Raw genomic sequence first — 14,249 nt, forward strand, 5'->3', positions numbered from 1 at the left:
AATGCGCCCGCAATGGAATGCGTGCAGCGGCCGGTCAAGGCGAAAGCGTCGGGATGGGAATTACAGGCGGGCGGGATAGCCCTGGACATTGGCTGTGTCATGGTCGACTCCATTCTTGTTCTTATTGTGAAAGCACATCATGGTGCTTTTCTTTAACGGCCGCTGAAACGGCACGTCTTGTCGCAAACAGCCCGATGTTAATCAGCGAAACTTTCATAAACCTTTCAGCTACCTTTCAATGACCATTTAAATTGCGTTTAGAGTGGTTTCAGTGCTTCACAGCCCGTGGCGCGCCTGTAAACTCCGGGCTCCACAAAAGCCACGCACTCAGGAGAAGTCGATGCGTGTTCTTCTCGTCGAAGATCATCTGCAATTAGCCGAAAGCGTTGCCCAGGCTCTCAAAGGGGCCGGGTTGACCGTCGATGTATTGCACGATGGTGTGGCGGCTGATCTGGCGTTGAGCAGCGAGGAATATGCTGTGGTGATTCTCGATGTCGGCCTGCCGCGCATGGATGGCTTTGAAGTACTGGCGCGGCTGCGCGGGAGGGGCAAGAACCTGCCCGTCCTGATGCTGACTGCGCGCAGTGACGTGAAGGACCGCGTACATGGCCTCAATCTCGGGGCCGACGACTATCTGGCCAAACCGTTTGAGCTTTCCGAGCTGGAAGCCCGGGTCAAAGCCTTGTTGCGCCGCAGCGTGTTGGGTGGCGAACGGCAGCAGCGTTGCGGGGTGCTGGCCTACGATCTGGATACACGCCGATTCACCTTGGGTGATGAATTGCTGACTCTGACGTCTCGGGAGCAGGCAGTGCTTGAAGCGCTGATTGCCCGGCCGGGACGGGTGATGAGCAAGGAGCAGGTGGCTTCTCAGGTGTTTGGCCTGGATGAAGAAGCCAGCGCAGACGCTATCGAAATCTACGTGCATCGGCTGCGTAAAAAGCTCGACGGCCATCCGGTGGCGATCGTGACTTTCCGGGGCCTTGGCTATCTGCTGGAAAGCCGCGATGAGCAGCCATAACAGTCTGCGTTGGCGGCTACTGTGGAATCTGGGCGTATTGCTCACCGTGCTGATGCTGGCCAGCGGACTCAGCGCTTACTGGAACGGTCGGGAAGCCGCTGACATTGCCTATGACCGAACCTTGCTGGCTTCGGCGCGAACCATTGCGGCCGGGGTTTCACAGCGTGATGGGACGCTGAGTGCCGATGTGCCCTACATCGCTCTGGATACCTTCGCCTATGACAGCGCGGGTCGCATCTATTACCAGGTCAATGACATCAACCGTAAGCTGATTTCTGGTTACGAAAATCTGCCGCCTCCACCTCCCGGTACGTTGCGCACCGATGATTACCCGGCGTTGGCGAGCTTCTACACTGCTCGCTATCAGGGACAATCAGTGCGAGTGGTCAGTCTGCTCAAGCCGGTCAGCGAGCCAAACATGAACGGCATGGCCGAGATTCGCGTTGCCGAGACTGAAGAAGCTCGTGTCAGCATGGCGCGCAGCTTGATGGCCGACACGTTGTTGCGCCTGGGTATGTTGGGTGCCGGTGCGTTGTTGCTTGTTTGGTTCACGGTCAGCGCTGCCCTGCGGCCGCTGGAACGCTTGCGCAGCGAAGTCGAATCACGTCAGCCCGATGATTTGCGCGCCTTGCCTTTGGTCGAGGTTCAGCACGAGCTGCATCCATTGGTTAACGCACTCAACCATTTTACCGAGCGTCTGCGTCAGCAGTTCGAGCGACAGGCGCAATTTATCGCTGATGCCGCCCATGAGCTGCGCACACCTTTAGCAGCACTCAAAGCGCGGGTCGAGTTGGGTCTGCGTGACCCCGAGCCTGCGCATTGGCGTACCACGCTTGAAGCCGCGGCCCAGGGCACTGACCGCCTGACTCATCTGGCCAATCAGTTGTTGTCACTGGCACGCATCGAGAATGGTGCGCGTGCGATTGCCGAGGGTGGGGCGCAAACCCTGGACCTTAGCCAGTTGGCGCGCGAACTGGGCATGGCGATGGCACCGCTGGCCCATGCTCATGGTGTTTCCCTCGCCCTTGAGGCGGATGAGCCGGTCTGGTTGCGGGGCGAGCCGACACTGCTTAACGAGCTGTTGAGCAATCTTATCGATAACGCGTTGGCGCACACGCCTTCGGGCGGCAACGTGATCCTGCGGGTCAGCGCGCCGGGGGTACTTGAGGTCGAGGATGATGGTCCCGGCATTCCCGAAGCTGAGCGCAGCCGCGTCTTCGAGCGCTTCTACCGCAGCCGTCAGCAGGGCAAGGGATCAGGTCTGGGGTTGGCGATTGTCGGCGAGATATGCCGCGCGCATCTGGCGCAGATCAGCCTTCATGACGGCGCTGCAGGTGGGCTTAAAGTGCGGGTGAGTTTTATAGCGGCGCAGTAGGCTTTGAGCCCATTGGCAATTCTATGGGAGTGGGCGGCATTCCGACTTGCCCGCGATAAACGATAACGCGGTATGTCTCCAGGCTGCGTCTCATACATCGCGGGCAAGCCACGCTCCCACAGGTTTGATGTGATCCCGCGATTGGCGCGATGCCGTGGGACCGGATTTAGCCGGGAATGGTCCGGTACAGTCGCTGCATTTCTGTCGTCACTCAGGCAGTCTTCCCGGCTAAAGCCGGTCCCACGACATCTGATGAGCGTGAAGTCCGGCACCTTTGAGCTGTCAGACATGCCGGTATCGCGTTCCTAGTAAAGCATCATCTTCGCTTCATCCATTTCGGCACCCAAAGTTCCGCCGCTCGTGTCCAGCCCCAGTTGTTGAAACGCCGGAAGGCTGCTCAGCTCGATCTGACTATAAGGATGGCTCGTGCCCTGATAGATGTGGACGGTGGCGATTTGCACCAGATCGATGTAATCCGCTGATTGCGATACTCGGGTGAAGTCCTGGAAGCTTCCGGGAACGGAGGCCAGCATGTCGGGGAAATCCCATGAGCGCAGCAGCCGTTCGCCGATAACCGGGTGGATGGCCTCGATAACATGGTTGAGGCTGACCGGGTCAGCCAGCAGTTCGAAGTGATCTTCAGCGTAAGTCAGGATCGGTAGTACGCCGATCAAATGGATCAACCCGGCGAGCGTTGCCTTGTCTGGCTTGAGTGAAGGTCGACGATAGCTCAGCGCATAGCTGATGCCTGCTACTTGCAGGCTCTGCTTCCAGATTTCGCGCAACTTGCGTTCAACCACTTCGGACTTGGCGTGGAACATTTGTTCTACCACCAGCCCAATGGCCAGGTTACAGGTGTAGTTGACACCAAGCCGGGTAATCGCCGTATTGACGTCACTGACTTCAAAGTTCGGGCGCAACAGAGGGCTGTTCACCACTTTGATCAGGCGTGCTGAAAGTGCGGTATCGCTACCAATCACCCGGCTCAGCTCGGCAACGCTGATTTCGGTATTTTCGGCAGCCAGGCGAATCTTTAATGCTACTTCCGGAAGGGTAGGCAAGAACAAGGCGTCTCTATCGATCGCCTTGATCAAGTTCCTTTGCACCTCTTCAGCCATCTCGCTCATGTCGCATCTCGTAGACGTTTGGGTAGTCCCGTGCCTCTTCTTGCCAAGGGTGCGAAGAGGCGGAACAGGTATGCAGACATTTCCAGCGTGAAGGTGTTCGCCTGGGTCAGCGCTGTGTTTCGAGTTTACTGTCCAGCGTGTACGGCAACTCAGCCAGCTGCAGAGCAGGCCCTTCCGGTGAGCCGAGTAGAATCTGGGCGTTTTCGACCGCATCGGCCTGAAGCACAGCCAGCAGTTCTAGCCCGTTTTCAGCCCGTGCCGCGAGGACGACGTTGCCGACGGCGCTGGCATGCACCGGCGAAAACAGCGCCGTGCCGGGCTCTGGAAGTTCCTGGTCAGCCAGCGTCAAACGATAAAGGCGGCGTTTGAGCTTGCCGAGATACTGCATGCGCGCAACGATTTCCTGGCCGGTGTAGCAGCCTTTTTTGAAGCTCACCCCGCCAACCGCCTGCAGGTTGAGCATTTGCGGGATGAACTCTTCGCGCGTGGCGCCGAACACCTGACCGATACCGGCACGGATCTGACCCAGCTGCCAATCGTTCAGCGTGCCTTCGCCCAGTTGGGCCGCCAGACGTGACTGAACGTCGTGATCGGCGCGTGCCCATAATTCGGCTCTGGCGGGGGAGACCCGAATGGCAATCAGGTCGTTGGCGCGGACCACCGAATCGGTGTCCTGGGGAAGGTCAAGGCCAAGATTGACCAGCGCGCCGTCGCCGTTATGCAGGCCGAATCGCACCCAGGAGGCACTTTCATCGGTCAACTTCGATTTAGAGAATACGGCGTATTTTTTCAGATCAGCCAGTTGGGGCTCGATCAGTTCGCTGGCCATCGCCAGCAGGCAGCCGTCGCCTTCAAGCAGGATGCGAAAGCTTGATTGCATGCGGCCCTTTTGCGTGCAGCGCGCACCCAGAGTGGCTTTGGCGTCACTCAGGTAATTGAGGTTGCAGGTCAATTGGCCCTGCAGGAATTTGCTGGCATCGACGCCGCGGACGGCGAGAACACCTTCATGGGAAAGCGGGCAGTAGAAAGCTGTATCGGCCATGAGTCATCGCAACGGGAAAAAAGTCTGGGGCACATGATAGTGCCGAGTCCGGATAATAGGTACATGAAAACTACTGCGACTATTGCGAGGTTCGCTCATGCGGCCTGCGGTTGTATACTCGCCGCCTATTTTGAGGAGCGCTCCATGGTCGAAGACGTCGAACTCAACCGCCTTTACTGGCACAGCCGCCGTGGCATGCTTGAACTGGATGTGCTGCTGGTACCGTTTGTCCGGGAAGTTTACCCGACGCTCAATGATGTCGACCGCGATCTGTATCGCCGCCTGTTGACCTGTGAAGATCAGGACATGTTTGGCTGGTTCATGCAGCGTGCCGAATCCGAAGATGCAGAGCTGCAGCGCATGGTTCGCATGATTCTGGATCGTGTCCAGCCAAAGTGACCGTTTTGAATGCCACTGGCATGCCTCACGGGCACTGCTGGTGGCGTATGGGGTTGCGCAACTTCTGGCGCTGATCTCGCTTTATATGCTCGCAGTCCCAGGTTGGGCGTTGGTTCTCGGCCTTATTTTGTGTGTAGCGCAAGGCATCTGCGTGTTACCCGGCTCAATTCTGCTGAGTCGTTCCACTGCCTTTACCGGGCTGCGGCGCAATGCCGAAGGCTGGCAGTTGTGGAGTCAGCGCCACGGCTGGCAGCCCGTGCAGTTGTGTCGCGACAGCATGGCGCTGCCTCTGATGGTCGTGCTGCGCTTTCGCCTTGCGGGTGAAAGTCGCAGCAGATGGCGTATGACGCGCGGTCTGTGTATCCCTCGCGACGCCATGGAGTCGGATGTTCACCGGCGTCTGCGACTACGACTGAAGTTCAGCCGACGTAGGTGGGCGGCACCAGAATAGTGTCGAGCGCTTCAGGCAGCATGTCCGGATAGTCCAGCGTGTAGTGCAGGCCGCGAGACTCTTTGCGCTCCATGGCTGACCTGATCATCAGTTCCGCTACCTGAGCAAGGTTCCTCAGTTCAATCAGGTCTCTGCTGACTTTGTAGTTGCTGTAGAACTCATCGATTTCATCAAGCAGCAGGCGCACCCGGTGTTGGGCGCGCTGCAAACGTTTATTGGTCCGCACGATCCCCACGTAGTCCCACATGAAGCGACGCAGCTCGTCCCAGTTGTGGGCGATGATGACGTCTTCATCGGAGTCGGTCACCTGACTGGCATCCCACATCGGCAAAGGCGCGACTTCCGGGATCTGTGGCAGTTGTTCAAGAATGTCTGCTGCCGCCGAGCGGGCATAGACGAAGCACTCAAGCAGCGAGTTGCTTGCCATGCGGTTGGCACCGTGCAGACCAGTACAGCTGGTTTCGCCAATGGCATACAGATTAGGCACGTCGGTGCGCCCGCGAGAGTCCACCACCACGCCGCCACAGGTGTAATGCGCGGCAGGTACCACAGGAATCGGCTGGCGGGTGATGTCGATGGCGAACTCCAGGCAGCGCTCATAAACTGTCGGGAAATGGCTCTTGATGAAAGCCTCAGGCTTATGGCTGATGTCCAGGTAGACGCAATCAATGCCCAGACGCTTCATTTCGTGGTCAATGGCGCGGGCAACGATGTCTCGAGGGGCCAATTCGGCACGGGGGTCGAAGCGCTGCATGAAGCGTTCGCCGTTGGGCAGTCTGAGGTAGGCGCCTTCACCGCGAAGGGCTTCAGTCACCAGGAAGCTTTTGGCCTGTGGGTGATAGAGGCAAGTGGGGTGAAACTGGTTGAATTCCAGATTGGCTACCCGGCAACCTGATCGCCAGGCCATGGCGATGCCATCACCGCACGCGCCATCCGGGTTACTGGTGTAGAGGTAGACTTTGGCTGCGCCGCCGGAGGCCAGGACAGTGAAGCGTGCGCCATAAGTGTCGACTTCACCGCTGCTGCGATTAAGTACGTAAGCGCCCAGGCAGCGTTGTCCGTCCAGGCCAAGACGGCGTTCAGTGATCAAGTCGATGGCGACCTTTTGTTCCAGCAACTCGATATTTGGCCGTGATCTGGCCTGTTCCAGCAGCGTCGTGAAAATTGCTGCGCCGGTAGCATCCGCCGCGTGAATGATGCGCCGATGACTGTGACCGCCTTCGCGGGTCAGATGGAATTCAAAACCGCTGTCTTCGGGGCTTGAATGATCTTCGCGGGTGAAGGGTACGCCTTGATCGATGAGCCATTGAATCGCTTCGCGACTGTGTTCGACGGTAAAACGCACGGCGTCTTCATTGCACAGTCCGCCGCCTGCATCGAGCGTGTCTTCTACATGGGACTGCACCGTGTCGCTTTGATCGAGAACCGCCGCAACGCCACCCTGAGCCCAGAATGTAGAGCCATTGGCCAGCTCACCTTTGCTCAGAACCGCAATGCTTAGATGAGCGGGCAATGTCAGTGCGAGGCTCAAGCCTGCTGCGCCGCTGCCGATCACTAGTACGTCGTGTTGAAAATGTTGGCTCATCTATGAACTCCGCACGCTGCGGCCACTAGTATAAGTAAGGGTGTAGCGGCACAATAGCCGCGCCTTTATGGCAATGTGGAACTATGAAGGGCTCGGATTGTGATGCAGTCCGTGTCTGAATGCATACTGTTAGCGTCAGTTGGGTCGTAGATTGCGCAATACTGCGGCTATCTTCCTACGTACGGAGTGTTATTGGTCTCACAGCTGCTATCGGACTTCGGGAACTTTTTAGGGTGGTCCGGGTTCAATAGCTGGTTGCCTGTAGAGGGACGGCGTCGGCTTTGAGTGGGCTTATCAAGCTATCACCAGCGAATTCGACGACTAGATTATTCGCGCAGCCGACCTGGTTCGAGCTGCGTTTTTCCGTGCGGACCATTGAGCGTCCACAGGAAACTTGCCTGGAGGGGAGAACTTTTGCGAGAAGCCCGAGTCTATGTATGCAAGCCGACAGACTGGCTGGTACAGCGCTCCTTCAAGCTTTATGAGGAGTGTTCATGCTAACCCAGGAAGAAGATCAGCAGCTTGTCGAACGCGTTCAGCGCGGCGACAAGCGAGCTTTTGATCTGTTGGTGCTGAAGTATCAGCACAAGATTCTCGGGTTGATCGTGCGATTCGTGCACGACACCCATGAAGCTCAAGACGTAGCGCAGGAAGCTTTTATCAAGGCTTATCGTGCGCTCGGAAACTTTCGCGGTGACAGCGCCTTTTATACTTGGCTGTACCGCATCGCCATCAACACGGCGAAGAACTATCTGGTGTCGCGCGGTCGGCGACCACCAGATAGCGATGTAAGGTCTGAAGACGCGGAGTTCTACGATGGCGATCACGGCCTCAAGGACATCGAGTCGCCGGAGCGTGCATTGTTAAGGGATGAGATCGAGGGAACTGTCCATCGAACTATCCAGCTTCTCCCGGAAGATTTGCGTACTGCCCTAACTTTACGTGAGTTCGACGGTCTGAGTTACGAAGACATTGCCAGCGTCATGCAATGTCCGGTGGGTACCGTGCGTTCTCGGATTTTCCGCGCTCGGGAAGCCATCGATAAAGCCCTGCAGCCGTTGTTGCAGGAATCCTGAGACAGCGGCGATAGCCAAGAGAGGAACCGCCATGAGTCGTGAAGCCCTGCAGGAATCGCTGTCCGCAGTGATGGATAACGAAGCGGACGAACTGGAATTACGTCGGGTACTGAATGCCATTGACGATGCGGATACACGTGCCACATGGTCGCGTTATCAGATTGCTCGTGCAGCGATGCACAAAGAGCTGTTGATGCCTCACTTGGATATCACGGCTGCAGTGTCTGCCGCGATCGCCGATGAAGTCAGCCCGTTGAAAGCTGCTCGTGGTCCATGGCGTAGCCTGGGTCGTCTGGCAGTTGCAGCCTCGGTTACCGTAGCGGTACTGGCGGGTGTTCGCCTGTACAACCAGGATGACATCGCTGGTGCACAGTTGGCGCAACAGGCTCCGCAGCCTGCCAGCCTGTCTGTTCCGCAAGTGAAGGGTCCGGCCGTACTGGCTGGCTACACTGAAAGCAGCGAGCCTGCCCAAGGTCCGATGGTCAATGGTGTTTTGCAAGGTCAGGCTGGACAGGATCAACGTCTGCCAGGTTACCTGCGTCAACATGCTCAGCAAGCTGCGTTGAAAGGCACTGAAAGCGCTCTGCCTTACGCACGTGCGGCAAGCCTGGAAAACCGTTAAGGAGGATCATGCGCGCCATCCCTCTATTGCCTTTGTTGCTTGGTGGATGGCTTGTCCTCCCCGCTCATGCCGATGACGCGCAAGACTCGCTAAAGCGTCTTGCGCAGGCTGAGCAGCAGCAAAGCTTTCAAGGTACCTTCGTTTACGAACGAAACGGTAGTTTCTCCACTCACCGAATCTGGCATCGGGTAACTGATGGCAAGGTTCGTGAGCGTTTGCTTCAATTGGACGGTTCTGCTCAGGAAGTGTTGCGCGTTGACGGGGTCACCCAATGCGTCAGCGGCACTCTCGAAGCTGGAGTGTCTAATGTCCCCGATTCTGCAGTTCATGCATACGATGTCAAAAAGCTCGCCGCCTGGTACGACATGAAAGTCGTGGGTACCTCGCGTGTTGCGGGTCGCGCGGCGAAAATCATTGCCCTGACCCCCAAAGATCAGCATCGATATGGCATCGAGCTACACCTCGACGATGAAACCGGCTTGCCCCTTAAATCGCTGTTGTTGAGCGAGAAAGGGCAGTTGTTGGAACGTTTCCAGTTCACTGAATTCGACACTACGAGCATCCCCGGTGATCAGGCATTGCAAGCCAGTGCTGATTGCAAAGCAGTGGATGTTGCCAAGTCCAGGCCTGAAACCTCTAAAAAACCGGCACCTTGGCATCTGGAATGGATGCCGCCTGGTTTTGAGCTCAGCAGCAGTGCAGTTCGCAAGGATTCGGCTACCAGTGTCCAGGTCAGCAACCTGATGTATGACGACGGTATTGCCAGATTCTCGGTTTTCGTCGAACCAATCAGCGGTGCAGCGGTGACTGATACGCGTACCCAGCTTGGGCCTACGGTTGCTGTGTCCCGTCGACTGACCACGCCTAAAGGCGATGTGTTAGTGACGGTGGTCGGTGAAGTGCCCATCGGAACCGCTGAGCGAGTTGCGCTTTCGCTTCGCAGTACCGACTTGCAAGCCAGCAAGAAGTAGGTCGTAAAATGATGGTCCGGGCCCAAGATGTAGAAGGTTTCATCTTGGGCCCGGAAAGCCGCAGAGCAAGACTTTGCAGGCCTTCTGGTCAGTTCGCCGAAATGTTTGGTGAGGTTTCCAGGTTGCAAAAACTCTCGTTTTTTCCTATAGGTCACAGCCTTGCAGCTCTGGCCTTTGTTGTTTCCGGGTCAGGGAAATGGCTGCTGGAAATATGCACTCGGTCGAGTGCCATGGCCGTGGGCCCATTGGGCCCCTCGGTCTGTACTGCTTAACTTTGCTCGTTGTGAACGGGAGCCGTATGTCTATACCAAGCTTGAAATCCTATCTTTCACTATTTGCTGCCGTGCTGATGCTTGGGCAAGTCGTCTCCGCTCAGGCCGAGTCGCTGCCGGACTTTACCTCGCTTGTAGAGCAAGCCTCCCCGGCCGTTGTGAATATCAGTACCCGGCAGAAAATGCCGGAGCGCTCCGTTGCCCAGAACCAAATGCCTGACCTTGAAGGTCTGCCGCCGATGCTGCGCGAGTTTCTTGAGCGCAGCGTGCCGCCTGGCTCCCGTCCGCCTGGTTCGGGTCGTGGAGATCGTCAGCGTGAGGCGCAATCTCTGGGCTCGGGGTTCATCATCTCGGCTGATGGCTATGTGCTGACCAATAACCACGTGATCGACGGAGCCGATGAGATTCTGGTTCGTCTGTCCGACCGCAGCGAGCTGAAGGCCAAGCTGGTTGGAACTGATCCACGCACTGACGTGGCGGTATTGAAGATCGAAGGCAAGGACCTGCCTACCGTCAAACTCGGCAACTCCGAGAAATTGAAAGTCGGCGAGTGGGTGCTGGCGATCGGTTCGCCTTTCGGCTTTGACCATTCTGTGACCAAAGGTATCGTCAGCGCCAAGGGCCGTAGTCTGCCTAACGACACGTATGTGCCGTTCATCCAGACTGACGTGGCGATCAACCCGGGCAACTCCGGTGGGCCGCTGTTCAACATGGCGGGCGAAGTGGTCGGTATCAACTCGCAGATTTTCACTCGCTCCGGTGGCTTCATGGGGCTGTCGTTCGCAATCCCTATTGATGTAGCGCTGGATGTCGCCAATCAGATCAAGGCTAGCGGCAAGGTAAACCGTGGCTGGCTGGGGGTTGTGATTCAAGAGGTCAACAAAGACCTGGCTGAATCGTTCGGCCTGGACAAGCCTGCCGGGGCGCTGGTTGCGCAAGTGCTCGACAATGGTCCGGCTGCGAAGGGTGGCCTGCAGGTCGGTGACGTTATCCTGACTGCCAACGGCACGCCTATCGTGATGTCGGCTGATTTGCCGCACCTGATTGGCAACCTCAAGGATGGCAGCAAGGCGGAGCTGGGCATTATTCGTGACGGTAAGCGTCAGACCCTGAGCGTCACTGTGGGTGCCTTGCCTGACGAAGGTCAGGAAATGGGCGCTGGAGATGCTGCCGGTGCCGAGCGCAGCAGTAATCGCCTGGGTGTATCGGTCGCGGATCTCACTGCTGAGCAACAGAAGACCCTTGAGCTCAAGGGTGGTGTAGTCATCAAGGAAGTGACCGACGGTCCGGCTGCTCTCATCGGCTTGCAAGCTGGCGATGTGATCACTCACTTGAACAACCAGGCAATCAGCTCGGCGAAGAACTTCACCGAAATAGCCAAAGGCTTGCCAAAGAATCGCTCGGTCTCCATGCGCGTACTGCGTCAGGGCCGTGCAAGCTTCATCACCTTCAAGCTGGCTGAATAGTCGGGACGATCAGCGAAAAGGGCGGTGCTTACCGCCCTTTTTTGTGCGCGGCGTGCGCTCTAATGTTGATCCTGTCGCCGCTGAACGTGACGCCCAAGCGTTAGTTCAGGTACAATTCCCGGCTATTTTTCGGCGGGCAATCTGCCTGCAACCTTTTTGAGTGTTGATCCGTGAGTGATTTGAGTCATATCCGTAATTTCTCCATCATCGCCCACATTGACCATGGCAAGTCGACGCTGGCCGACCGCTTCATTCAAATGTGCGGCGGCCTGTCCGAGCGCGAAATGGAAGCTCAGGTACTTGACTCCATGGATCTCGAGCGTGAGCGCGGGATCACCATCAAGGCCCACAGCGTTACGCTGCACTACAAGGCCAATGACGGTAAAACCTACCAGTTGAACTTCATCGACACCCCGGGCCACGTTGACTTCACCTACGAAGTCAGCCGTTCCCTGGCCGCGTGCGAAGGTGCGTTGCTGGTTGTGGATGCCGGTCAAGGCGTTGAGGCGCAGTCTGTTGCCAACTGCTACACCGCCATCGAGCAGGGCCTTGAGGTCATGCCGGTGTTGAACAAGATGGACTTGCCGCAGGCCGATCCGGACCGCGTCAAGGACGAAATCGAGAAGATCATCGGCATTGATGCCACCGATGCCGTGGCGTGCAGCGCCAAGAGCGGCATGGGCGTCGATGAGGTACTGGAGCGTCTGGTTCACACCATCCCTGCGCCTACCGGCAACATCGAAGATCCGCTGCAGGCGTTGATCATCGACTCGTGGTTCGACAACTACCTGGGCGTTGTCTCCCTGGTGCGTGTCCGTCACGGCCGGGTGAAGAAGGGTGACAAGATCCTCGTGAAGTCCACCGGCAAGTTGCACCTGGTCGACAGCGTGGGTGTGTTTACCCCCAAGCACACAGCCACTGTTGATCTGAAAGCCGGCGAAGTAGGCTTCATCATCGCCGGCATCAAGGACATTCACGGCGCGCCGGTTGGTGACACGCTGACCCTGAGCACTACGCCTGATGTTGAAGTCCTGCCGGGTTTCAAACGCATTCAGCCGCAGGTTTACGCCGGTCTGTTCCCGGTCAGCTCCGACGACTTCGAAGACTTCCGCGAAGCGCTGCAAAAGCTGACGCTGAACGACTCTTCCTTGCAGTACTCGCCAGAAAGCTCTGACGCACTGGGCTTCGGCTTCCGTTGCGGCTTCCTCGGCATGCTGCACATGGAGATCATCCAGGAGCGTCTGGAGCGTGAGTACGATCTGGACCTGATCACCACGGCACCGACTGTTATCTTTGAGCTGTTGCTGAAGACCGGCGAAACGATTTACGTCGATAACCCGTCCAAGCTTCCAGACCTTTCGGCTGTCGAAGACATGCGCGAACCTATCGTTCGGGCAAATATTCTTGTGCCGCAGGAGCACCTCGGTAACGTCATTACGCTGTGTATCGAGAAACGCGGTGTGCAGCACGACATGCTGTTCCTCGGTACCCAGGTGCAAGTGACTTACGATTTGCCGATGAATGAAGTGGTTCTCGACTTCTTCGACCGTCTTAAATCGGTAAGCCGTGGTTATGCATCGCTGGATTACCATTTCGACCGTTATCAGTCGGCGAATCTGGTGAAGCTGGACGTGCTGATCAACGCCGAGAAGGTCGATGCACTGGCGCTGATCGTGCACCGTGACAATGCGGCTTATAAAGGCCGTGCGTTGACCGAAAAAATGAAAGAGCTGATTCCTCGGCAGATGTTCGACGTAGCGATTCAGGCTGCCATTGGTGGTCAGATCATTGCGCGTACGACCGTCAAGGCACTCAGAAAGAACGTATTGGCCAAATGTTACGGCGGCGACGTGAGCCGGAAACGTAAATTGCTCGAGAAGCAAAAGGCCGGTAAGAAACGCATGAAGCAGGTCGGCAACGTGGAAATTCCACAAGAAGCTTTCCTTGCAGTGCTCAGGTTGGAATAGTCAGGTCCTATGTCACTAAATTTCCCGCTGTTGCTGGTCATTGCTGTATTCGTCTGCGGTTTGCTGGCGTTGCTCGATCTGGTCATCCTGGCACCTCGTCGCCGGACAGCCATCACAACGTATCAGGGCAGTGTCAGCCAGCCGGATGTTGCGGTGGTAGAGCGCCTGAACAAGGAACCGTTGCTGGTTGAGTACGGCAAATCGTTCTTCCCGGTACTGTTCATCGTCCTGGTGCTGCGTTCATTTCTGGTCGAGCCGTTTCAGATACCTTCCGGGTCGATGATTCCGACGCTGCGGGTAGGTGATTTCATCCTGGTAAACAAGTTTTCCTACGGGATTCGCTTGCCGGTCATCGATGAGAAAGTGATTTCAATTGGCGAGCCGAAACACGGCGACGTCATGGTGTTCCGCTACCCAAGTGATCCGAGCGTCAATTACATCAAGCGTGTAATCGGTTTGCCGGGTGACCGGATTCGCTACACCGGTGACAAGAAGCTGTTCATCAATGGCGAGCTGGTCGCCAAGCAACTGATCGGTACCGAGCCCGGGACTCTGGGCAGTGCCGAGCTGTACAGCGAAAAGCTGGGTGAAGTGGAGCATCAGATCCGTCAGGAAATGACTCGCTACCGTGCGCAGCCTGACCACGAGTGGACAGTGCCGGCCGGCCATTACTTCATGATGGGTGACAACCGCGACAACTCCAACGACAGCCGCTACTGGGATGATCCCAACATTCCCAAGGATGAGTTGGGTATGGTTCCGGACAAGAACATCGTCGGCAAGGCCTTTGCCGTATGGATGAGCTGGCCTGAGCCAAAACTGAGTCACTTCCCTAACTTCTCACGAGTAGGGTTGATAAAGTAATCAATACGGCGCTG

The 14,249-nt window shown here is 57.0% G+C and carries 13 protein-coding genes; 10 read left to right on the plus strand and 3 right to left on the minus strand.

The genetic code is table 11. The annotated features are described in order from the left end of the window. Positions 1–340 precede the first annotated feature (340 nt). Together CKW31_RS09740 and CKW31_RS09745 are read left to right on the plus strand one after the other, a co-directional pair. Positions 341–1,018 (plus strand): response regulator, encoded by a 678-nt coding sequence (locus CKW31_RS09740; protein ID WP_095094131.1) that lies wholly within the window; start codon positions 341–343, stop codon positions 1,016–1,018. Beyond that, positions 1,005–2,393: a sensor histidine kinase gene (locus CKW31_RS09745; protein WP_095094132.1), complete on the plus strand. Its 1,389-nt coding sequence runs from the start codon at positions 1,005–1,007 to the stop codon at positions 2,391–2,393. Before CKW31_RS09740 ends, CKW31_RS09745 begins: the two co-directional genes overlap by 14 nt. A gap of 305 nt (positions 2,394–2,698) precedes the next feature. Here the strand turns inward: CKW31_RS09745 and CKW31_RS09750 are convergent, their stop codons facing one another. After that, on the minus strand, positions 2,699–3,520 hold the full coding sequence (locus tag CKW31_RS09750) for an HDOD domain-containing protein (RefSeq protein ID WP_095094133.1): 822 nt from the start codon (positions 3,518–3,520) through the stop codon (positions 2,699–2,701). A 106-nt stretch (positions 3,521–3,626) separates the two neighbouring features. After that, positions 3,627–4,562, minus strand: coding sequence for a folate-binding protein YgfZ (locus CKW31_RS09755; RefSeq protein WP_095094134.1), 936 nt, complete (start codon positions 4,560–4,562; stop codon positions 3,627–3,629). A 144-nt stretch (positions 4,563–4,706) separates the two neighbouring features. Here CKW31_RS09755 and CKW31_RS09760 point away from each other — a divergent pair, with 144 nt between their 5' ends. Continuing rightward, positions 4,707–4,961: a succinate dehydrogenase assembly factor 2 gene (locus CKW31_RS09760; protein WP_095094135.1), complete on the plus strand. Its 255-nt coding sequence runs from the start codon at positions 4,707–4,709 to the stop codon at positions 4,959–4,961. Continuing rightward, positions 4,945–5,412 carry a protein YgfX gene (locus CKW31_RS09765; RefSeq protein ID WP_095094136.1) on the plus strand — a complete coding sequence of 156 codons (468 nt, stop codon included), beginning with the start codon at positions 4,945–4,947 and terminating at the stop codon, positions 5,410–5,412. The genes CKW31_RS09760 and CKW31_RS09765 overlap by 17 nt, the downstream gene beginning before the upstream one ends. Here CKW31_RS09765 and nadB read toward each other — a convergent pair. Next, entirely contained in the window at positions 5,381–6,997 is a 1,617-nt protein-coding gene (gene nadB, locus CKW31_RS09770; RefSeq protein WP_095094137.1) for an L-aspartate oxidase, read from the minus strand. The genes CKW31_RS09765 and nadB overlap by 32 nt on opposite strands. Positions 6,998–7,491: 494 nt before the next feature. Between nadB and rpoE the strand changes: the two genes are divergently transcribed. The 6 genes from rpoE to lepB all read left to right on the plus strand — a co-directional run bounded on the left by rpoE (position 7,492) and on the right by lepB (position 14,235). Beyond that, positions 7,492–8,073, plus strand: a complete 582-nt coding sequence (rpoE, locus tag CKW31_RS09775; RefSeq protein ID WP_020288878.1) for an RNA polymerase sigma factor RpoE — start codon at positions 7,492–7,494, stop codon at positions 8,071–8,073. 31 nt (positions 8,074–8,104) lie between these two features. Further along, positions 8,105–8,695: a sigma-E factor negative regulatory protein gene (locus CKW31_RS09780; protein ID WP_095094138.1), complete on the plus strand. Its 591-nt coding sequence runs from the start codon at positions 8,105–8,107 to the stop codon at positions 8,693–8,695. Positions 8,696–8,703: 8 nt separating this feature from the next. Beyond that, complete coding sequence (locus tag CKW31_RS09785) at positions 8,704–9,666, plus strand: MucB/RseB C-terminal domain-containing protein (RefSeq protein WP_095094139.1); 963 nt, start codon at positions 8,704–8,706, stop codon at positions 9,664–9,666. 349 nt (positions 9,667–10,015) lie between these two features. Then, a complete protein-coding gene (locus CKW31_RS09790) occupies positions 10,016–11,404 on the plus strand; it encodes a DegQ family serine endoprotease (RefSeq protein ID WP_371856721.1) in 1,389 nt (462 codons plus the stop codon). A 170-nt stretch (positions 11,405–11,574) separates the two neighbouring features. Further along, complete coding sequence (gene lepA, locus CKW31_RS09795; protein ID WP_095094141.1) at positions 11,575–13,371, plus strand: translation elongation factor 4; 1,797 nt, start codon at positions 11,575–11,577, stop codon at positions 13,369–13,371. A gap of 9 nt (positions 13,372–13,380) precedes the next feature. After that, positions 13,381–14,235 (plus strand): signal peptidase I, encoded by an 855-nt coding sequence (gene lepB / locus CKW31_RS09800; RefSeq protein WP_027899776.1) that lies wholly within the window; start codon positions 13,381–13,383, stop codon positions 14,233–14,235. Positions 14,236–14,249 lie beyond the last annotated feature (14 nt).

It is taken from the genome of Pseudomonas sp. Irchel 3A5, from assembly GCF_900187575.1.
GTDB classification, from domain to species: Bacteria; Pseudomonadota; Gammaproteobacteria; order Pseudomonadales; family Pseudomonadaceae; genus Aquipseudomonas; species Aquipseudomonas folii.